This window comes from Vreelandella titanicae BH1 (genome assembly GCF_000336575.1).
Lineage (GTDB): Bacteria > Pseudomonadota > Gammaproteobacteria > Pseudomonadales > Halomonadaceae > Vreelandella > Vreelandella titanicae.
The window spans coordinates 212,382-232,545 of record NZ_AOPO01000006.1; the positions used below are offsets into that span (position 1 = coordinate 212,382).

14 protein-coding genes and 2 tRNA genes are annotated in these 20,164 nt (G+C 57.3%); 5 read left to right on the forward strand and 11 right to left on the reverse strand.

The annotated features are described in order from the left end of the window. Nucleotides 1-129: 129 nt before the first annotated feature. The gene (locus HALTITAN_RS13420) at nt 130-1,593 is read left to right on the forward strand and encodes a M48 family metalloprotease (RefSeq protein ID WP_009287429.1); all 1,464 of its coding nucleotides are present in this window, start codon (nt 130-132) and stop codon (nt 1,591-1,593) included. A 296-nt stretch (nt 1,594-1,889) separates the two neighbouring features. Here the strand turns inward: HALTITAN_RS13420 and nadA are convergent, their stop codons facing one another. The 7 genes from nadA to radD form a co-directional block, all read right to left on the reverse strand. Beyond that, nucleotides 1,890-2,918: a quinolinate synthase NadA gene (gene nadA, locus HALTITAN_RS13425; protein ID WP_027958657.1), complete on the reverse strand. Its 1,029-nt coding sequence runs from the start codon at nt 2,916-2,918 to the stop codon at nt 1,890-1,892. Nucleotides 2,919-3,185: 267 nt separating this feature from the next. Further along, nucleotides 3,186-3,261, reverse strand: a tRNA-Lys gene (locus HALTITAN_RS13430). 100 nt (nt 3,262-3,361) lie between these two features. After that, a tRNA-Lys gene (locus HALTITAN_RS13435) sits at nt 3,362-3,437 on the reverse strand. Between the two features lie 182 nt (nt 3,438-3,619). Further along, nucleotides 3,620-4,495: a 23S rRNA pseudouridine(2605) synthase RluB gene (rluB, locus tag HALTITAN_RS13440; protein ID WP_009287431.1), complete on the reverse strand. Its 876-nt coding sequence runs from the start codon at nt 4,493-4,495 to the stop codon at nt 3,620-3,622. Then, nucleotides 4,482-5,333, reverse strand: a complete 852-nt coding sequence (gene scpB, locus HALTITAN_RS13445; RefSeq protein ID WP_009287432.1) for an SMC-Scp complex subunit ScpB — start codon at nt 5,331-5,333, stop codon at nt 4,482-4,484. Before scpB ends, rluB begins: the two co-directional genes overlap by 14 nt. Next, entirely contained in the window at nt 5,330-6,280 is a 951-nt protein-coding gene (locus HALTITAN_RS13450; protein WP_009287433.1) for a segregation and condensation protein A, read from the reverse strand. Before HALTITAN_RS13450 ends, scpB begins: the two co-directional genes overlap by 4 nt. Nucleotides 6,281-6,380: 100 nt before the next feature. Further along, the gene (gene radD, locus HALTITAN_RS13455; protein ID WP_009287434.1) at nt 6,381-8,216 is read right to left on the reverse strand and encodes a DNA repair helicase RadD; all 1,836 of its coding nucleotides are present in this window, start codon (nt 8,214-8,216) and stop codon (nt 6,381-6,383) included. A gap of 115 nt (nt 8,217-8,331) precedes the next feature. Here radD and HALTITAN_RS13460 point away from each other — a divergent pair, with 115 nt between their 5' ends. Then, nucleotides 8,332-8,571, forward strand: a complete 240-nt coding sequence (locus tag HALTITAN_RS13460; RefSeq protein ID WP_027958654.1) for a hypothetical protein — start codon at nt 8,332-8,334, stop codon at nt 8,569-8,571. Nucleotides 8,572-8,669: 98 nt separating this feature from the next. On the opposite strand, the gene purL is transcribed toward HALTITAN_RS13460, so the two are convergent. Beyond that, nucleotides 8,670-12,620 carry a phosphoribosylformylglycinamidine synthase gene (gene purL, locus HALTITAN_RS13465; RefSeq protein ID WP_009287435.1) on the reverse strand — a complete coding sequence of 1,317 codons (3,951 nt, stop codon included), beginning with the start codon at nt 12,618-12,620 and terminating at the stop codon, nt 8,670-8,672. Between the two features lie 208 nt (nt 12,621-12,828). Here purL and mltF point away from each other — a divergent pair, with 208 nt between their 5' ends. After that, nucleotides 12,829-14,292: a membrane-bound lytic murein transglycosylase MltF gene (mltF, locus tag HALTITAN_RS13470; protein ID WP_009287436.1), complete on the forward strand. Its 1,464-nt coding sequence runs from the start codon at nt 12,829-12,831 to the stop codon at nt 14,290-14,292. Nucleotides 14,293-14,302: 10 nt separating this feature from the next. Here mltF and tadA read toward each other — a convergent pair whose 3' ends face one another. After that, nucleotides 14,303-14,773: a tRNA adenosine(34) deaminase TadA gene (gene tadA, locus HALTITAN_RS13475; protein ID WP_039859433.1), complete on the reverse strand. Its 471-nt coding sequence runs from the start codon at nt 14,771-14,773 to the stop codon at nt 14,303-14,305. Between the two features lie 113 nt (nt 14,774-14,886). Here tadA and HALTITAN_RS13480 point away from each other — a divergent pair, with 113 nt between their 5' ends. After that, nucleotides 14,887-15,705 (forward strand): acyl-CoA thioesterase, encoded by an 819-nt coding sequence (locus tag HALTITAN_RS13480; protein ID WP_039859434.1) that lies wholly within the window; start codon nt 14,887-14,889, stop codon nt 15,703-15,705. Between the two features lie 71 nt (nt 15,706-15,776). Here HALTITAN_RS13480 and HALTITAN_RS13485 read toward each other — a convergent pair whose 3' ends face one another. Next, a complete protein-coding gene (locus HALTITAN_RS13485; protein WP_009287437.1) occupies nt 15,777-17,048 on the reverse strand; it encodes a malic enzyme-like NAD(P)-binding protein in 1,272 nt (423 codons plus the stop codon). A gap of 356 nt (nt 17,049-17,404) precedes the next feature. Beyond that, entirely contained in the window at nt 17,405-17,620 is a 216-nt protein-coding gene (rpmE, locus tag HALTITAN_RS24875; protein WP_081742600.1) for a 50S ribosomal protein L31, read from the reverse strand. A gap of 268 nt (nt 17,621-17,888) precedes the next feature. On the opposite strand from rpmE, the gene HALTITAN_RS13495 reads away from it, so the two are divergent. Continuing rightward, the gene (locus tag HALTITAN_RS13495) at nt 17,889-20,087 is read left to right on the forward strand and encodes a primosomal protein N' (RefSeq protein WP_039859437.1); all 2,199 of its coding nucleotides are present in this window, start codon (nt 17,889-17,891) and stop codon (nt 20,085-20,087) included. Nucleotides 20,088-20,164: the final 77 nt, after the last annotated feature.

Consider the following 20,164-nt stretch of genomic DNA (forward strand, 5'->3'; position numbering starts at 1 on the left):
ACTATCTTTTTAGCGATTGATTTCACTAGGCAGTCGATTTAACGGCACTTCCCTGTGTTTATCAATGTCACACTCTTCACCAATGCCATACCCTGACCACTGTACTTATTCATTATTTATGAGGATGCCATGCCAACCCTTCGTATCGCTTACCCAGGCTGGATATGTGCGTTTGCTTGTGCCTGTGGCAGCCTACTGTTTAGCCCACCAAGCATTGCCTCCAGCGATTACGGCTTGCCGAGCTTAGGGGCGGCGTCTACCTCTGTCAGCAACGAAGAGTACCGCTTGGGCCGCGCCTGGTTGCGCCAGTTTCGTGCCCAAGCCCCCCAGTGGCAAGACCCCATAACCAATGATTATCTGCAAAGCCTGATTGCCCGGCTGGCCCCGCATAGTGATATTAACGGTCTGCGCACGATCACCGTCATGGTCGATAACGCTTCATTGAACGCCTTTGCCGTCCCTGGCGGCGTAGTAGGGATCAATTCAGGACTTTTCGCGTTTGCCGAAGATGAAGGCGCCTTTGTCTCGGTGCTAGCTCACGAACTGGGCCACCTCTCTCAACGCCACTATGCCCGAGGCAGTGCCCGCGCGGCTCAGACCCAACTGCCCGCCATGGCAGCCATGCTGGCAGGTATGCTGATTGCCGCCAGTGGCGGCGGCGACGCTGGAATGGCGGCCGCCATGGGCTCACAGGCGGCGCTGATCCAGGATCAGCTCAGCTACTCACGGCTGTTTGAACAGGAAGCCGATAACATCGGCCTTCAGGCCATGGCCGATGCAGGCTATGACCCCGAGGCAATGGTGCGCATGTTCTCAGCCATGCAGCGTATGGCGCGCCTTCAGGGCGATACCCCACCCGAGTTCCTGCTGACCCACCCGGTCACCGACAATCGTTTAAGCGCCGCGCAAGCCCGCGCCGCCCAGCTCAATGTTGCCGATGCATATACCAGCGACACCCTCTACGACATGATGCGCGCCCGAGCGCTGCTAAGCATTTACACTAATACGCCACAGCAAGCTGCTTCGCGCCTTGCTCAGGAAGGCGCCGAACAAGCCGCTCAGGACTACTTAGCGGCACTGATCGATGCTCGCAACGGCCAAACCGATAGCGCCCTGGAGCAACTGGATAGGCTTGCCAACGAGCATCCCGACTTTGCCATGCTGCCCGCCTCTTCGGCTAGCGTCGCCCTGGAAGCTGGCCGCTACGATCAGGCCATTCAGCGCAGTCAGCAATTGCTACGTTTTATGCCCAACTACCTACCTGCCCAACTAATCTTGGCCGAAGCACAGCTGCAGCGCGACCCGCAGGCGGCCTATGACCTGCTGCGCGACATCACTTCCCAAAACCTGGAAACCCCGCAGGTCTTTAACCTGCTGGCCGAAGCCGCCGGGCGCAGTGGGCATGATAGCTGGGGGCACTTAGCCCGCGCAGAGTATCTTCAACTGACCGGCCGCGTCGATCGCGGCATTCGCCAACTTTCTATCGCTCGGGATGCTGCTGAGCGGGAAAATGATCAGCAGGCGCTGGCAAGAATCGAGCAGCGCCGCGAGGACTTCATTGACTATCGCGAAGCGCTGGATGATTTTAACTAAACCTGTGTCATTGCGAGGAGCGCAGCGACGCGGCAATCTCAGCCAGCGGTGGCAGTCACCCCGAGATTGCTTCACTTCGTTCGCAATGACACACCACATGTCATTGCTAGGAGCGCAGCGACGCGGCAATCTCAGCCAGCGGTGGCAGTACCCCCGAGATTGCTTCACTTCGTTCGCAATGACACACCACATGTCATTGCGAGGAGCGCAGCGACGCGGCAATCTTAACCAGCGGTGGCAGTCACCCCGAGATTGCTTCACTTTGTTCGCAATGACATTCGGTTAATCTTTTCTCGCTAAGCATTGAAGTTAAGCATGCGCTCAAGGGGCTTTAAAGCCTGCAGACGCAGCGCTTCATCCACCTGAATTTCTCCACTTCCCTCACGCAACGCACCGGCTAGATTATCCAGCGCGTTCATGGCCATCCAGGGGCAGTGTGCACAGCTACGACAAGTGGCGCCGTTGCCTGCCGTCGGCGCTTCAAACAGCGTTTTATCCGGCACTGCCTGCTGCATCTTGAAGAAGATGCCACGATCAGTTGCCACGATCAGCTTATCGTTGGGCAGCTCTTTCGCGGCCTTGATCAACTGCGAGGTGGAGCCTGCCACGTCCGCCAGCTTCACTACTGGCTCAGGCGATTCGGGATGCACCAGTACTGCGGCATCTGGATAGATGCGCTTCAGATCTTCAACGCCCTTGGCCTTAAACTCTTCATGAACGATACAGGCGCCGTCCCACATCAGCATATCGGCGCCGGTTTTGTTCTGGATATAGCCGCCCAAATGCTTATCGGGCGCCCAGAGAATTTTCTCGCCTTTGGCCTGCAGGTGCTCAATCACCTCGACTGCAATCGACGAAGTCACCACCCAGTCTGCCCGCGCCTTAACGGCTGCAGAGGTGTTGGCATACACCACTACGGTGCGGTCAGGATGGGCATCACAGAAGGCGCTGAACTCATCGGCGGGGCAGCCAATATCCAGCGAGCAGGTGGCTTCCAAGGTGGGCATCAGCACGCGTTTTTCAGGCGAAAGGATCTTGGCGGTTTCGCCCATAAAGCGGACACCGGCGACGACCAGCGTGGTGGCTTCGTGGCGAGCACCAAAGCGTGCCATCTCCAGCGAGTCAGCGACACAGCCACCGGTCTCTTCCGCCAGTTGCTGAATGGCATCATCGGTGTAGTAGTGTGCGACCAAAACGGCGTTATGGGCCTTCAACAGTCGTTTGATCTCTTCAACCCGTGCCTGATCTTCCGCCGGAATGCGGGTCGGGCAGTAGGCTGTGGGTAGCGGGGCCTCAAGCTTCGCTTGAGTAGTCATAATAGTCATTGTGTCTACCACTGTGACGAACAGGGAATCCCCCTGTTAAACACTGGGCTACGGCGCAGTGCGTCTTGCACATGCACCGCTCGTTGGAGCGATGAGCCGCTGCGTCTCTCGCGATGGCCATCGCTTAAAATCTATTCTAGACAGATTTATTCTAAACCATTTTGGCGGGAAATAGCGTTTGACTGCAAACAGATTGTCACACATAGAGTTCTTTCTAGACACATAGCAAAACGCCCCTGGCAGCTAAACTGCCAGGGGCGTTGAATTTGGTGGGTCGTGCAGGATTCGAACCTGCGACCAATTGATTAAAAGTCAACTGCTCTACCAACTGAGCTAACGACCCAAACTTGCTGTGCTGATCACTTTCCAGCGTTACTACACATACTTTAAACGTTCACCACTGCATTCAAACTGACTTTATTCAAACTGATCAGTCGTTTGAATGGTGGGTCGTGCAGGATTCGAACCTGCGACCAATTGATTAAAAGTCAACTGCTCTACCAACTGAGCTAACGACCCGCCTGAACGGATGCATATCCTACGCTTACACCTTATTGATAGCAAGCGTTTTTTCGCTTTCACTCTACAATAATGAACCATTTGCGTGCCCGCTGGCGTCACTCAATGCTGACAGGCACGCTTATCAGCCTAACCGCTAACGACTGAGCACCAAGAGGTTCAACGGGCTCTGCAAGCCGCGCTTAGCGAGCCTTGCTTTTCGGTTTGCGCAGTGCCTGTACCGGCTTACGCTTGTGCTTATCGCGGTTCCAGCGATTCTTCTCATCCGGTGTCAACGCGGGCACTTTACGTGTTTCCAAGTTAGCCAGCGTGGCTAAGTCATCCACCTCATCCTGGGTAAGTTCGACCCATTCGCCGGCTTTCGCCCGCTTATCGAGGAAGATATTGCCGTAGCGCACGCGTTTAAGACGACTAACCGTCAGCGCCTGGGATTCCCAAAGACGACGCACTTCACGGTTGCGCCCTTCGAGAATCACCACGTGGAACCAGGTGTTGATGCCTTCGCCACCAAACTCCTGAACATCGGTAAAGCGCGCCGGGCCATCTTCAAGCATGACCCCATCGACCATGGCCAGGATATGCTCGCGCTTCACTTCACCCATCACGCGAACCGCGTACTCGCGCTCCACCTGGGTAGAGGGGTGCATCAAACGGTTGGCCAGCTCACCGTCGGTAGTGAACAGCAGCAAACCACTGGTGTTGATATCCAGGCGACCGATCGCAATCCAACGTTCGCCTTTCAGGCGCGGCAAGCGGTCAAACACCGTGCGGCGACCTTCTGGATCCTTACGGGTGCATAGCTCGCCTTCCGGCTTGTTATACATAATCACCCGGCGTGGCACTTCTTCTTCTGGGCGCAATGCCACCGGACGGTCATCAAAACTGACTTTATCCCGCGCTTCAACGCGGTCGCCCAGCTTAGCCACCTGGCTATTCACTTTAACACGGCCGGCGGAAATCGCCGTTTCCATCTCACGACGCGAGCCAAGGCCTGCACGGGCCAAGACTTTTTGCAGCTTTTCGCTGGTGGGGGGCGTGGTGTTATTACTCTGACTCATGGTCGTCTGACCTCACATCGGTAGTCTCCGTGCTTTCGCGCTCATCTTGTTGGCGCTTGGCACGTGCCGCGAGCCGAGCCTGTAGGTCGGCAAAACTCAGCGGCTGGGTTAACGCCGTCTCGGCGTGCGTGTCGGCTATCTCAGCCGAGGTTATCTGTTCTTTCTGAGGTGGCGCATCCTGCACCGTTTTGATCGTTTCGTCCAGTGCTTCATGGTCTGTACCGGGGCCATTTTCTTCCTGAATGTCAGTATCCATCGTCATCCCCGGTTCTTCAGATATCTCGTTTTCATCCCAGCTTGCCAGGGTGTGCATGGGCGGCAATGCATCGAGGGTTTTTAACCCAAAATCGTCTAAAAAGCTGCGTGTGGTGGCATATACCGCTGGTCGGCCAGGCACATCACGATGACCGACCACCCGAATCCAGCCGCGCTCAGCCAAGGTGCGCATAATGGAACTACTCACGCTGACACCGCGCACTTCCTCAATGTCCCCACGAGTAACCGGCTGCCGATAGGCAATTAATGCCAGTGTCTCCAGCAGCGCCCGCGAGTAGCGCTGGGGGCGTTCATCCCATAACCGCGACACCCACTGGGAAAGCCGCGGACGAATGCGCAGTTGGTAGCCTGAGACCGTTTCCAGGAGCTCCAGTGCACCGCCAGAATGTCGCTGCTGCAAACGTTCCAGGACGTCACGAAGCTCTTTGCGCGGGGGGCATTCGCCCTCAAGAAAGAGTGTCTCCAACCGCTCAAGGGGCAAGGGTTCGCCAGCGGCCAGCAGTGCGGCTTCAACAATATCATCTAAAACAATGTCATCTAACGCGGTGACGGTGTTACTCATGGCGTCTCCTCGTCAGGTTCAAAAGCGGACTCGCCATAGGCATCATCTTCTATCTCGCCCTCATCAAAAGCGCTCTCCTCGCCGTCAGCAAGGGCAGCGCGTCGCGCGCGCACGTGAATTGGCGACAGCGGCGCATTTTGGACAATTTCAATCATGGCTTCTTTGGCCAGCTCAAGAATCGCCATAAACGTGACCACCACGCCTGCGCGCCCCTCCTCTAAAGTAAATAGCGCTTCAAAGGGGGTATAGCGCTGATGGGCGTCGTCGTAACTTAGCTGCTCCATGATCTTGAGCATGCGCTCGCGGGTAGAGAGAACCTCGCGGCTGATCTGGTGGGCCTGCACCAGCTCGGCACGCTTGAGGATATCGGAGAGCGCGCTGAGCAATTCATCCAATTCCACCTCGGGGTGAATCACACGGGATTCCAGTGGCGGTAAGCCCGCCTGCACGCTGAACCAGTCACGCCCCATACGCGGTAATGTGTCCAGCGTCTCTGCTGCCTCTTTAAGGCGTTCGTACTCTTGCAGACGGCGGATAAGCTCAGCGCGGGGATCCTCCTCGTCATCGCCCTCAGCCTTCGGCGGGCGGGGCAACAAGGTGCGCGACTTGATCTCAGCCAGCATAGCGGCCATCAACAGGTATTCCCCCGCCAGCTCGATCTCCATGGCCTTCATCAGCTCCACGTACTCGATGTACTGGTGGGTGATGGTCGCCACGTTGATGGTCAGAATATCCAGGTTTTGGCGGCGAATCAGATAGAGCAGCAGATCCAGCGGGCCTTCAAAGGTCTCTAAAAAGACACGCAGTGCTTCCGGGGGAATATACAAATCCTCCGGCATTTGCGTAATCGGCTCATTAAACAGACGCCCAAGCGAAGCTGCCACTGGCTCGGTGGGTTCGGAATCAGGGCTTGCTAAATCAACAGTAACGCTTGGCGTCTCGCTCACGCGGGTCGGCTCTCTTGGAAAATGGAAATCGGCACAAGCGAACAGTTTAGCAAAGTCGTCAGCATTCGCGTTGCTCTATTAGAGAGTAAGCACAAGCGTACTACCCCGCCTCCACCGCTTTGCGGTAGCGGCCAGTATAGTCAAACAGCTTGTCACGGATTTGGAAATGGCGCCCCACTTTGCGGCCTACGACAAAATCCGGGTGGCGTAGGCGGCGCTGTTCGGCGACGACTTCCTCGGCGCTTAGCGGCTGCCATTTACCTCCCGGTGCGCGCAGATGGTAGCGCAGAAAGGCAGCATAGAAGGCGCGCCGCTGAGCGGGGGTTTCCAGCGCGTACCACTCGGCAAGATGGGTGCCATCTTCGTCATGATAGGTGACTTTTAAGCGCGGCAGGCCACGGCCGTTGGTGGTCGCTTCCAGCTGCATACCGCTTACCCGCAGTACCTTGGCGTCTTTAAGCTTTAGGGCATCTTTGAGTTTATCATCCGCGTCCACCAACAGTTTGTCACAGCCGTGACAGCGGCGGGCGGCAATATCATTCTCGGCGCCGCACTCCTCGCAAACTTTAAAACGGAACCGAAACTCACATTGCTTTTTATAGGCGCCCGAAGCCGCGCCGCGCTGGCCGTTAGCTACGCTGGAAGTCCAATCAGGGTCTTCGACCAGCCCCTGACAACGACGGCCAAAGTGCTCTATCACTAGCTCGCCATCACGCTTCCCCCAATACACATTGGCATGACCACAGGCGGGGCACTCCACCTGCACTGGCTCGCTGTCACTATCCGGCTTCGGCTCACCCACTTCCGGTGCGTAGATATCCCAGGGGTTGCCGGCATAATCCAGAATCAGGCAGTCGCTCTTGCCCGGCGACAGGCGCAGCCCTCTGCCCACCATCTGCTGGTAGAGGCTCACCGATTCGGTAGGCCGCAAAATAGCGATCAAATCCACGTGGGGAGCATCGAAACCGGTGGTCAGCACCGCGACGTTCACCAGGTATTTTAGTTTCCGCGCTTTAAAAGCATCGATCAGCGCAGTGCGCTCTTGGGAAGGTGTTGCACCGGTAATTAAAGCCGCCTCTGCTCGGGGTAAATAACCGATAATTTCTTCAGCGTGGGCCACGGTGGCGGCAAAAATCATCACGCCCTGGCGATCAACCGCACGTTCGACGATTTGCCCGATAATGCCTGGCGTCGCTCGACTGCCCGCCACCACGCGATTCAGCTCTTCCTCTTGGAACAGACCGCTTGAAGAGGGTTTGAGTGCGGAGAAGTCATAGCCCTCAATCGCCATATCCAGGCGCTTGGGCGCAGCCAGATAGCCCTGCTTCACCATCAGACGCAGCGGCTGCTCGAAGACGCAGTCACGAAAAAAACTCTCTTCACTGCCCCGCACCATGCCGTGATGGTGGCGGTAATAAATAAACCCCTGCCCCAAACGGTACGGCGTCGCGGTGAGGCCGAGTATTTTAAGCTGTGGATTGTGCTGGCGCAGGTGCTCAATCACCTGACGATAGCTAGCGTCTTCGTTGAGTGATACACGATGGCTCTCGTCGATGACCAGCAAGGTAAAATTAGCGTCGTTAAAACTCTCCAGGTTACGCACCACCGACTGCACCGAGCCAAATACCACTTGCCGACTCGCCTCTTTGCGCTTTAAACCGGCGCTAAAAATATCCGCCTCAAGCCCATAAGCCTGGTACTTGGCATGGTTCTGCTCCACCAGCTCACGCACATGGGCCAGCACCAGCACCCGCCCACGGGCCAAACGCGCTAGCTCAGCGATCACCAGGGATTTACCACTGCCCGTGGGCAGCACCACCAGCGCAGGCTCGCTTGAGGCTCGGAAATGGCTCACCACGCGCTTGACCGCTTCCTGCTGATAAGGGCGAAGCTGGGGCGTTGGTGAGTTGGCTAGTGAGGAGCTAGGTATCGACAAATTAATTAGCCCGCTATTGAACCATTACGACTTTAGTCGCGTCGTAGTAGTGATGGTTTAAATAATCCCAGAAATCGCAACGTTTATCAGCGAGAAGATACTAGTGAGGTGAGCAATGACAACCAACCATTTCAGCCCTGAGTGCCCGGAATGCAGCAGTCGTTTAAAACGCCTTCCCGCCACGCGGCGTGGTAAAGCCCATGTGTTCTGCATGGATTGCGGACATGATTTTGGGCGCTTCGAATACCTCGTTGAGCGCTACCGGTTAGAGCTTGAAACGCTGGAGGCCAAACTAGGATTGCCGCCCGAAGGAGCTGATAAAACACCGGCTAGCGCTCCCGAGCGGCACTCTTAATAACTGTTGTCACGACTCGCGTAACTGTTAACGGCGGAAAAAAATCCGCCGTTAACATGGGCGCTATGCCCAACGCACTATCTGGAGCATTACTGGAATCAGTTGAGCCAAACCCGAGCGTTGCGGAATAGTCGCAGCCAGGCGCCATCTTCAGTCCACTCTGCCGGGCGCCAGGAGTTGGTAACCGCCCGAGCAACGCGCTCAGGGTGGGGCATCATAATGGTCACCCGGCCATCCGGCGTGGTCAGACCGGTAATGCCCGCCGGTGAGCCGTTGGGATTTGCCGGGTAGCGCGTGGTCGCCTGGCCGTAGTTATCGATATAGCGCAGAGCAATTTGGTTGCTCGATTGCATGCTGCGCAGATGAGCGCTGTCGCGGAACTCCGCCTGCCCTTCACCATGAGCAACGGCGATGGGCAGTTTTGAGCCCTCCATACCGGCGAGCAGAATCGAGGGGCTTTTCTCGACTCGCACCATGGAAACGCGGGCCTCAAATTGCTCGGACTCATTGCGCACAAAGGTCGGCCAGTTTTCAGCGCCAGGAATTAGCGATTTCAACTGCGAGAGCATTTGGCAACCGTTACATACGCCCAGCGAGAAACTATCGTCGCGGGCGAAGAACGCCGCAAACTGCTCCTGGGCGCGCTCATTAAACAGCACCGACTTGGCCCAGCCACCGCCAGCACCAAGCACGTCGCCGTAGGAGAAGCCACCGCAGGCCACAAGCCCTTTGAACTCTTCCAGCGAAACACGCCCCGCCAGGATGTCGCTCATATGCACATCCACCGCCTCAAACCCGGCCTTATCGAAAGCCCAGGCCATTTCTACCTGGCCATTGACGCCCTGCTCACGCAGCACCGCCATGGCAGGCTTAGCTGTGTTGACATAAGGCGCGCTGATATCTTCATTAATATCAAAGGTGGGCGTGGCAGATAGCCCCGGGTCGCGGCCATCGAGCAGATTGTCGTATTCGTTCTTGGCGCATTCGGGGTTGTCGCGCAGCGCCTGCATACGGTAACTGGTTTCTGTCCAGGTACGCTGGGTAAGCTGACGAGTGGTTTCCAGCAAAGGCTCTTCAAACAGCGTGACGCGCACCTGGTCATCGTAACGCGGGCGGGCGATGACGCCACAGGTTTCGATACCCGCCACGGCAAACTGCGCCAGCACTTCTTCAGTGTGTTCACGATTGACCTGAATCACGGCACCCAGCTCTTCCGAGAACAGCGCGTTCAACGCCTCCACTGGCTCGTCGATCATCCAGTCGAGCTTGATCTCAAGCCCGGCGTGGGCAGCAAAGGCCATTTCCAGCAGCGTGACCAGCAGGCCACCATCGCTACGATCGTGATACGCCAGCAGCTTGCCGTCGCGGTTCAGGCCTTGAATGACTTCGAAGAACGCTTTGATATCTTCCGGGTCGTCCACATCGGGGCAGTCATTGCCCACCTGGCCATACACCTGCGCCAAAGCGGAGCCGCCCAACCGATTCTGACCGTTGCCCAGGTCGACCAAAATCAAATCCGACTCGTCTTGATCCAGATTGATCTGCGGCGTGAGCGTGGCCAGGGCGTTGGTCACCGGAGCAAAACCGGTCACCACTAGTGAAAGGGGCGACGTCACGCTCTTCTCTTCGTATTCGCCCTGCTCGTTCTCATCCTGCCAAGCGGTACGCATCGACATCGAATCTTTGCCCACCGGAATCGCAATGCCCAGCGCCGGACACATTTCCATACCTACCGCATAAACCGCATCGTAAAGCGCCTGATTTTCACCTGGGTGATCCGCCGCGCTCATCCAGTTAGCGGAGAGCTTGATATCGCTCAGTTTGGCAATCGGTGCTGCCGCCAAATTGGTAATCGCTTCGGCCACCGCTAAGCGAGCGCTAGCAGCAGGGTTGATCAAGGCTACCGGGGGACGTTCCCCCATGGCCATGGCTTCACCGGTGTGGGTATCAAAGCTTGCCGTGGTCACCGCTACATCGGCTACCGGCACTTGCCAGGGGCCGACCATTTGGTCGCGAGCCACCTGGCCGGTGATCGAGCGGTCACCAATGGTGATCAGGAAGCTTTTGGAGGCCACGGTAGGTAAGCGCAGTACGCGATCAAGTGCTTCGCGCAGGTCAAGATTATCCAGCATCATGCCGGAGAGCTCCGGATTGCGGCGCTCAAATTCGCGCTGCATCTTGGGTGCTTTGCCGAATAGCACGCTCATCGGTAGGTCAACCGGCTTACTCTCAAAATGGCCGTCGCGCACTTCAAGATGGTGCTCTTCCAAGGCTTCGCCGACTACCGCATAGGGGCAGCGCTCGCGCTTGCACAGGGCATCAAATGTATCCAAATCCTCTGGTGCAACCGCAAGCACGTAACGCTCCTGGGCCTCATTACACCAAATCTCCAGCGGGCTCATACCCGGCTCGGCGTTGGGCACCGCGCGCAGATCAAAACGACCACCACGGTTGCCATCTTTTACTAGCTCGGGCAACGCATTGGAGAGCCCACCCGCGCCAACATCGTGGATAAAGCGAATCGGGTTGTGATCCCCCAGCGCCCAGCAGCGGTCGATCACCTCTTGAGCACGGCGCTCAATCTCAGGGTTTTCACGCTGCACCGAAGCGAAATCCAAATCGGCACTGGAAGTGCCGGAGGCCATGCTGGAGGCTGCACCGCCGCCCAGGCCAATCAACATCGCCGGGCCACCCATCACAATCAGCTTGCCGCCGACAGGGATATCACCCTTCTGAACATGGTGGGCACGGATATTGCCATAACCACCGGCGAGCATAATCGGCTTATGGAAACCGCGCCGCTCGATACCGCCGTCGTTAAGTGACTCCTGCTCGTAGGTGCGGAAATAGCCGGTTAGATTGGGGCGGCCAAATTCATTGTTGAACGCGGCGCCCCCAATGGGGCCCTCGAGCATAATATTGAGCGCCGATTCCATACGCCCTGGCTTGCCGTAATCAAAGGCTTCCCAGGGCTGTACGAATTCTGGAATGCGCAGGTTGGAAACCGTAAAACCTGAAAGACCCGCTTTGGGCTTGCCCCCAATGCCGGTAGCACCTTCGTCACGGATTTCTCCACCGGAGCCGGTCGCCGCGCCTGGGAAAGGGGCAATCGCTGTGGGGTGGTTATGGGTCTCTACCTTCATCAGGATATGAATGGGTTCCTGATGAGTGGCGTAGAGTGCGCGCTCGTCGTCAACGCCTGTCAGCGGCGTGGCAAAGAAGCGCCCAGCCTGACTGCCTTTGATCACAGCGGCATTGTCGCTGTAAGCCGAGAGAACATTGTCCGGCGACGACGCAAAGGTATTCTTGATCATCTTAAACAGTGAGTGGCTCTGCAGCTCGCCGTCGATCATCCAATCGGCGTTGAAGATTTTGTGACGGCAGTGCTCAGAGTTGGCCTGAGCAAACATCATCAGCTCAACGTCGCTGGGGTTACGCCCCAACTCATTGAAAGCATCGACAAGATAGTCGATTTCATCTTCTGCCAGCGCCAGCCCCAGCGCCTGGTTGGCCGTTGCCAACGCATCCCGGCCACCCTCAAGAATATCCACACTGCCCAGCGGTGCCGGGTCGTGTTGAGCAAACAGCTTAGCGGCGTCCGAGGCATCGGCTAGCACGGTTTCAGTCATACGGTCGTGTAGCAGTGCCGCCAGCGCGCTCAAACTCTCTTCGTCCGGCATCGCGGTGAAGCTGACCCGGTAATCGATGCCGCGCTCGATGCGGCTAATTTGGCGCAAGCCGCAGTTGTGGGCGATATCAGTCGCCTTGGATGACCAGGGCGACTGGGTGCCTAGGCGCGGCACCACCAAAAAGCGCTGGGCGCGCTCAGGAACCTCTACGCTCGAGTGAGTACCGTAATCAAGTAACTGCACCAAACGTTCGCGGGCAGCGTCATCCAGTTCCTCGCGGCGCTCATGGGAGTGAACATCGATAAAATGAACATAGTGGGCAGACAGCGCTTCCACCTCGGGAACACGTTCACGCAGCACCGTTAACAGCCGAGCATGACGGAAGGCAGAAAGGGCGGGCGCGCCTCGCAGTTCGAGCATATCCTGAAGCCTCTAGAGCAGGGAAATTCGAGCAGGGAAATCACCGGGCCGCTAGGCGGCCGTGCTTTTATGGTGCCGGAAAACACAGATAATGTGGTACCGGAAAACGCCTATGATACTGGAAACCAGCCGTCACACGAAATCAACAAGGTGACAGCCTGCCCCTGGCTGGGTATCGTGGCAGCTTGTTTCATGCCGACAAGACGCCATGCTGACGTTGATTTGCCGACATTTTGTAGCCCGTGCCAGCGCTTATTATGCGCTAATAGCGATTACGCTTCTGACTCTGGTGCCCACCCTCTCCCTGGTTCCTCCCGGCGAGCATCTGACTCAGATCACTGCAAAAGATTTTATTACCGTTCACACCCGTAATACACCCACCACTTATTACCAAGGTCGCCAGGGCCCTACCGGCTTTGAGTACGAGCTAATGCACCGCTTTGCCGACTATCTGGGGGTGAGTCTTAACCTTAACGCCCGCCATCACCCTGAAAGCGTGCTGCCGGCGGTACGTGAGAGCGGCGACCTGGGCGCGGCAGCGCTACCCCTGCTGCCTAACCCCTCTGGTGTTTACTACACCCGTCCGATTATCAAGATGCAGCCGCTAGTGGTATACCGGCGCGGGCTTAATGGTATTAGTGAACCAAGCGACCTTGTCGGCCTGGAGCTTGGTACGCTTAGCGAAGCGGGTACCAGCGAAGCACTGCGCGATCTCCAGAAACGCCACCCCACCCTAAGCTGGAAAGAGTCCCATGAGTTGGAGGTCGCCGAACTGCTGGCCCGGGTTGAAAACGGCACCCTGGACGCAGCGGTTATTTTTGAGCATCAATTTCGGTTAAACCGGCTGTTTTTCCCCAACGTTGAGCGTGGCTTTATCCTCGGCGACCCGCTCTCCATGGCATGGGCAGTGCCCAGCGGTCGCGGTTTGGGGTTACTCGAAGCCGCTAATCGCTTCCTCCAAGACCTGCAGGAGAGCGGCACGCTAGATCAGCTAGTCAGCCGCTACTTCGGTCATGACGACTACTTGGAGTATGTCGGTACCCGCACCTTTCTTGACCATCTGGATGCACGCCTGCCCCGCTATACTGAATTATTCCAGCAATCCGCCCAGGAAACAGGTTTTGATTGGAAGCTACTCGCGGCCGTGGGCTACCAGGAGTCGCACTGGGATCCAGATGCGGTCTCGCCGACCGGGGTGCGTGGTTTAATGATGCTAACCAACCCCACTGCCAGCGAGATGGGCATCAGCGACCGCACCGACCCGGCCCAAAGCATTGATGGCGGTGCCCGTTATTTGCGCAGCATCAAAGACCGCCTACCGGAAAGCATTACCGGTGATGACCGGCTTTTTATGGCCATGGCTGCCTATAATGTGGGGCTAGGGCATTTATACGACGCCCGTAAGATTGCCGAGATGCGAGGCGGTGACCCCGACAGCTGGACGGATGTACGCGCCGCACTGCCCCTGCTACAGCAGCGTGAATGGCACAGCCAAACGCGGCATGGCTACGCCCGTGGTGGCGAGCCAGTAATATACGTACGCAATATCCGTCGCTACTACGAAATGATTGAGTATGTTGAACGTAGCCGCCAGCAGTTTTTCCAACTAGAACAAACGTCAGTCAACGATGATCCACTGCTATTGTTCGAACTTGTGCCGCCGCTTGATTAACACTTCTTAACTATTTCTGGCTAAGCTGATCGCGTCGCGCGGTGAAAAAACGCTTCAGTAATTTTTGCGAGGGTGCTGCTAATACACCGCCAGTCACCGCGACCTGATGGTTGAACCACGGCTGCGCCAGTAGGTTAGCCTTTGATTCAACCATGCCAGCCCGAGGCTCAGCAGCACCGTAAACCAAACGGGTTAGGCGAGCATGTATCATCGCCCCTGCGCACATCATGCACGGCTCTAAGGTGACAAACAGCGTGCAGCCCTCAAGCCGATAGTTCCCCTGCTGCTGCCCCGCCTCGCGCAGCGCACGAACTTCCGCATGGCCGCTGGGGTCGCAACTGGCTACCGGGGCGTTGCAGCCAACGCCTATGATCTCCCCCTGCGCATCGACGACAACCGCCCCTACGGGCACCTCACCTGCCGCAGCGGCCAAGTGTGCTTGGTCAAGCGCCCGGTGCATGTAAAATTCATCGCTGCGCATAAACGTAAACTCCGCTAAGGTAGCTAAACGATCGTATGAAAGGGTTGTCCCCCGCCGTAGCAACTCACTTTCATCGACAGCATTCGATTGAGACAGCCGCAAGGATACCGAGAATGACAGACGCGCTGAACAAACTGGTAGCGTTACTGGAGCTAGAAACGCTGGAAGAGACGCTATATCGTGGCCAGAGTCAGGATCTAGGCTTTCCTCAGCTCTATGGTGGTCAGGTACTCGGCCAAGCGCTTGCAGCCGCTGCGCGCACAGTGCCCATTGAGCGCCGCCCGCACTCTCAGCACGGCTACTTTCTGCGTCCTGGTGACCCACATCGCCCCGTTGTCTACCAAGTGGATACCATCCGCGATGGCGGCAGCTTCACGACCCGTCGTGTCACTGCCATTCAAAAAGGCCGGCCAATCTTCTTCTGCAGCGCCTCCTTTCAAAGCGCTGAGGCGAGCTTTAGCCATCAGCGCACCATGCCGGATGTGCCGACACCCGAAGCGTTAATCGAGAACGGCGAGGCCAAGCATGACCGCTTTCCCGGTCACCCGATTGAGTTTGTGCATCTACCCGGCAACCCCGACAACGGTACACCTGCTGGCCAATGCTTATGGTTTCGTCTTTCCGGCACGCTGCCAGACGACCCGGCGTTGCACCGCCACTTGCTCTCTTACGCCTCTGACTTCAATCTGCTGACCACCAGCCTGATTCACCATGGCATTGAGTACCGAGACCCCAAGCTACGCATTGCCAGCCTTGACCATGCCCTGTGGCTCCACCAGGACACCCGCCTGGACGATTGGCTGTTATACGTCATCGACTCACCCTGGACAGGCGGCGCTCGCGGGCTGGCGCGGGGGCATATTTACAGCCGCGATGGCCGCTTAGTGGCCTCCACCGCTCAGGAAGGGTTAACACGCTATTCTCAAAGCTAAATAAATAATCTCTCAAAACATTTACGCCCGCTAAGCAGCGGGCGTAAATCGACTAACCAGGGAGCAGTGCCTTAACCGCCATAAACGTCATTAATTGACTGCAGCGGGTAGTGCGCCGGGAAAGGCTTACGGGCGACACCAGAATCAACCGCGGCTTGCGCCACCGCCGAGGAAACCCGCGCCAGCAAGCGAATATCGACCGGCGTGGGGATGATGTACTCGCGGCCAAAACTCATCTCGGTGCGCTCGTAGGCGTCCAGCACTTCCTGAGGAACCGGCTCGCGGGCCAGGTCTTTCAAGGCATGCACCGCGGCCAGCTTCATCTCTTCATTAATGCGCGTGGCGCGAACATCCAAAGCACCGCGGAAGATAAACGGGAAGCCCAGCACGTTATTGACCTGGTTCGGGAAGTCCGAACGGCCGGTCGCCATGATCACATCCGGGCGCACCTCCCGGGCAACGTCAGGATGGATCTCCGGATCCGGGTTGGTGCAGGCAAAAATCACCGGATCTGGCGCCATTTTTTTCACCTGCTCAGCAGACAGCAGCCCCGGGCCTGACAGGCCGATAAAGACGTCAGCATTGTCGATGGCATCGTCCAAGGTGCGCATCTCGGTATCGCGGGCGAATTCAGCCTTATATTCGTTGATACCTTCGCGAGCAGTATGAATAACGCCACGCCGATCCAGCATTACCAAGTTCTCTTTACTCGCACCACAGGAGACCAGCAGCCGCATGCAGGCAATCGCCGCCGCCCCTGCGCCCATGCAAACGATCTTGACATTCTCAATTTTTTTGCCCGCGATATCCAAGGCATTAAGCATGCCGGCCGCTGTCACAATTGCGGTGCCGTGCTGGTCATCGTGGAAGACCGGGATGCTGCAGCGCTCAACCAGTGCTTTCTCAATTTCAAAACACTCCGGCGCCTTGATGTCTTCAAGGTTAATCCCGCCCCAGGTATCGGCAATGCGCGCGACGGTATCGATAAACGCCTGCGGGCTTTCCGCATCCACTTCGATATCCACCGAATTGATGCCTGCAAAGCACTTAAACAGCACGCCCTTGCCTTCCATCACTGGCTTGCTCGCCAGCGGGCCCAGATTACCCAACCCCAGAATAGCGCTGCCATCGGTAATGACGGCGACCAGATTGCCCTTGCCGGTATAGCGGTAAGAATTTTCCGCATCCCTGGCGATTTCAAGTACTGGCTCAGCCACGCCTGGGCTATACGCCAGTGCCAAATCCCGTGCTGTCGCGGTGGGTTTGGTCAACTCCACCGAAAGCTTACCGGGAATCGGTTTCGCGTGATAATCCAAAGCAGCCTGCTTATTTGCATCCGTCATGGTCAGAGTCCAGTTAACATAAAGTAGATAAGTCGTTTCAGAATATAGAAAAAACCATAGCGCCTCAAGCGCGCTGTCAACTTACGACAAAACGCTCGTTTAACTGAATTTTATCTTCACATTCGTCACTTTTAGCCACTATTTGCAGAAACTTATGCAAACAGGCTTTACTCATAATGCTTTACTTATCGCTGCACAACAGCATTTATGGAAAATTTTTCCACACAAAACTCATGCAGCAAGCATATCCAGCTCACAAAAAACCCACGCCGAGGCGTGGGTTTTGCGCGAGCATAGCCTTATAGGAATAGCCTGATATGAACAGGCATGCTGGCGATATGGCTATCCGACTGGGATTAGCCGCGCTTAACAGCAGCGCCGAAACGCTTGTTGAAACGCTCTACGCGGCCACCAGTGGTCGCTTGCTTCTGCTTACCAGTGTAGAACGGGTGGCAGTTAGAGCACACATCCAAGGAGAAGTCCTGACCAGAGGTCGTACCTACTTGGAAAGTGGCGCCGCAAGAACAGCTGGCGGTGACCGTGTTGTAATTCGGGTGAATACCTTGTCTCATTTCGAGCCTCACTAAGCTATATGCCGCCACCTGATCTCGTGCCAGGTACCGCATACGGGTTTGGAAAAAACGACTAACCGGTTAGCCGCTCTGTCGTTACGATAGGTCTTTACAAATAGATCGATAAAGATCGTTGGGATTCAGAGCGGTCGCATATTCTAGCAAAACTAACGCCGGAGGCCAATTGGCTGACTCTTTTTCTTCGCAGGCATACTCTCAAGGACAGTCCCAAAGGCCGTCTCAAAGATCTTCCCAAGCACTCGATCAGGTGCTCAAGGTAGCGCTGCCTTCGCCGCTGCGCCGCCTGTTCGACTACCTGCCTTCCAGGGAAGCGCCCCCCTGCGGCTGGCAGCCGGGGCTACGAGTGCGGGTGCCCTTTGGGCGTCGCGAAGTCGTCGGTGTGGTCGTCGAATTAGCCGACCACAGCGACCTTCCGCGCAGCCAACTGCGTAGCATCAGCGAAGCGCTGGATGATGCCCCGTTGCCGGCGGATTGGTTATGGCTATGCCGTTTTGCCGCCCGTTATTATCAGCACAGCCTAGGCGACACTCTGCACCACGCCATGCCTGCGCGGCTACGCCAGGGGCACCCCATGGCTGGGCGCACCCAGACCCTTTGGCTTGCCCAAGGCGAAAGCGCAGAAGAAATACTCAGCCGAGCGCCCAAGCAAGCCGAGCTGTATGCGCTGCTGCGCCAACACCCTCATGGGTTGCCTGGCCGTGCGGTTAGCGCCCACGGCTTTGCCCGCGACCAGCTATTAGCGCTGGAGAAGAAAGGCCTCGCATCCAGCCAGGAACACATCCTCACTGCCCCAACGCCACCCAGCGGCAACTTACTGGCAACACCGGCCCTGCCGCTTAACCGTGAACAGGCGACGGCGCTGGCCACACTGCATGAAAAACTCGATGGCTATCACCCCTGCTTACTCGAGGGTGTCACCGGCAGCGGCAAAACAGAAGTCTACCTGCAGCTTATTGAAGCCGTCGCCGCCAAGGGCAAGCAGTCGCTGGTACTGGTACCGGAAATTGGCTTAACCCCACAGACACTCGCCCGCTTTAGAAGCCGCTTCCGGGTGCCCGTGGTGGCGCTACACTCAGGCCTCACCGACCCCGAACGGCTAGATGTGTGGGAAGCCGCCGCCAGCGGCCGGGCGCTCATTATCATCGGCACCCGCTCGGCGATTTTCACCCCGCTGGCCAACCCCGGCGCGATTATTGTCGATGAAGAGCACGACGGCTCCTACAAACAGCACGACGGTTTGCGCTACCACGCCCGCGATTTAGCCGTGGCCCGGGCCCACTACCATAAAATCCCGCTACTGATGGGCAGTGCCACACCCTCCCTGGAGAGTCTGCACCAGGCGCTTAGCGGCGCTTACCGCCACCTACGCCTGACCCAGCGCCCCAGCCAGCACCCGCCAGCCAAGCTGGAGCTGATTGATCTACGCCACCAACGCCGCCAGGGCGGCCTGTTACCCGGTGCCATCAAAGCGATTAAAAGCACCTTGAGCGCAGGCAAGCAGGTGCTGATTTTTATCAACCGGCGCGGCTTTGCACCAACACTTGCCTGCCACGCCTGCGGCTGGATGGCAGAGTGTGGCCAGTGCGACGCACGCATGACGCTACACCGCCAGCCTCCCCTACTGGCTTGCCACCACTGCGATAGCCGCCGCGCCCTACCGGACGCTTGCCCCGAGTGTGGCAGCGGCGATCTGCGCGCCTTGGGTAGTGGTACAGAACGCACTGAAGAAACGCTGCAAACGCTGTTCCCGAAAACCACTATCCACCGCATCGATCGCGACAGTACTAGGCGCAGGGACAGTTTTGAACAGGTACTCAAAGAGATTCAGCGCGGCGAACCCTGCGTGTTGGTCGGTACTCAAATGCTCGCCAAAGGGCACCACCTACCCCACGTCACACTTGTCGTGGTCGTCAATGCCGACGGCGGCCTCTACGCCGCCGATTTTCGCGCTCTGGAGCACAGCGCCCAACTACTTGAACAGGTAGCGGGCCGTGCCGGTCGCGCCGCCCACCCAGGCCGAGTACTGGTGCAAACCCTACACCCCGACGACCCTCACTTAGGTCAATTGGCTGAACATGGCTACGGGGCCCTCGCGCGCAATATGCTGGAAGAAAGGCGCATTTCCCAGCTGCCCCCGTTCTGTTTTATGGCGCTGCTACGCATCGAAAGCCCCAAAGAGGAGGCCGCTTTGGCCATGGCGCAGCAGGCCGCCCAAGCCCTGCGCCAATGGTTAAAAGAGACCGGCGTAGCCACCCGCTGCCTGGGACCTGTGCCCGCGCCGATGGAAAGACGCCAGAACCGCTACCATTTACACGTTATGCTGGCAGCCGATAAACGCAGCCAACTACACCCGGCCGTTAGCTGGCTGGTGCAGTGGCTTGAAGCCAATCGAGAGGCCCGCAAGGTACGCTGGTCGATTGATATCGACCCACAAACCCTCGCTTAGCGCTTATCTCTTGGCACTTGTTTAGCAACACGCCTTTGAAACTGCGGCTCAATTGCCGATAATAGCCGCTTTGCCGA

Coding starts and splice junctions, on each gene's coding strand:
- HALTITAN_RS13420 (WP_009287429.1), top strand. CDS start 130: ATGCCAACCCTTCGTATCGCTTACCCAGGCTGGATATGTGCGTTTGCT.
- nadA (WP_027958657.1), bottom strand. CDS start 2,918: ATGACTATTATGACTACTCAAGCGAAGCTTGAGGCCCCGCTACCCACA.
- rluB (WP_009287431.1), bottom strand. CDS start 4,495: ATGAGTCAGAGTAATAACACCACGCCCCCCACCAGCGAAAAGCTGCAA.
- scpB (WP_009287432.1), bottom strand. CDS start 5,333: ATGAGTAACACCGTCACCGCGTTAGATGACATTGTTTTAGATGATATT.
- HALTITAN_RS13460 (WP_027958654.1), top strand. CDS start 8,332: ATGACAACCAACCATTTCAGCCCTGAGTGCCCGGAATGCAGCAGTCGT.
- purL (WP_009287435.1), bottom strand. CDS start 12,620: ATGCTCGAACTGCGAGGCGCGCCCGCCCTTTCTGCCTTCCGTCATGCT.
- mltF (WP_009287436.1), top strand. CDS start 12,829: ATGCTGACGTTGATTTGCCGACATTTTGTAGCCCGTGCCAGCGCTTAT.
- tadA (WP_039859433.1), bottom strand. CDS start 14,773: ATGCGCAGCGATGAATTTTACATGCACCGGGCGCTTGACCAAGCACAC.
- HALTITAN_RS13480 (WP_039859434.1), top strand. CDS start 14,887: ATGACAGACGCGCTGAACAAACTGGTAGCGTTACTGGAGCTAGAAACG.
- HALTITAN_RS13485 (WP_009287437.1), bottom strand. CDS start 17,048: ATGACGGATGCAAATAAGCAGGCTGCTTTGGATTATCACGCGAAACCG.
- rpmE (WP_081742600.1), bottom strand. CDS start 17,620: ATGAGACAAGGTATTCACCCGAATTACAACACGGTCACCGCCAGCTGT.